A 544-nucleotide genomic window follows, 5' to 3' on the forward strand; every position below is an offset into this window, starting at 1 on the left:
TTCAGATGGATAAAGCCGCGCTTTTCACTCTCCTCGTAGGCGATGTTCATGGCTTCGAATAGCGTCTTGATGCCGTTGCTGGCGCTCCACAGTGCGACGGCAAGGCCTAAAATGAAGCCGAAGCTGAGCGCGCCAGTCTTCTGAGCGGCCAAGGACTTAAGCTGAGATCCGATAATATCCAAACCGCCCGAAGGCAGTACGCCGCCAAGGAACGCAATGTGCTCGGCGATGGTCTGGGGATCGGCGACAAAACCGTAGATGGACACGAATGCGGCAAGCGCGGGAAAGAGGGCAAGGAGCAGATAGAATGCGGCCCCGGCCGCGATCAGCATAACACGGTCCTCGGTTACCTCAGCAAAGAGCCGCCACAGCACGTCCTTCCAGCCGCGGCTGGGAATCTCTGAGGGCCATTCGGCATTGCGTCCGCGGCCCTCCCGCTCGGCCCGCCGCTCAAGCTGCACTTGGTTTTCGTAAGCGTCGTCGGTTGTTTTTTTCGACATGGCTGCCGGCCCGGAGCATCTTCTTCGCGGGCAAACGTATGAAA

At 59.0% G+C, this 544-nt stretch carries 1 protein-coding gene; it reads right to left on the reverse strand.

Annotated elements, in window-relative coordinates; genetic code table 11:
* A partial coding sequence (locus tag AC0L3D_RS36905) for a YihY/virulence factor BrkB family protein (RefSeq protein ID WP_473647560.1) occupies positions 1–500 on the reverse strand: 500 nt, incomplete at its 3' end.
* Positions 501–544 lie beyond the last annotated feature (44 nt).

The sequence above is a fragment of the Mesorhizobium sp. WSM4837 genome (genome assembly GCF_055811435.1).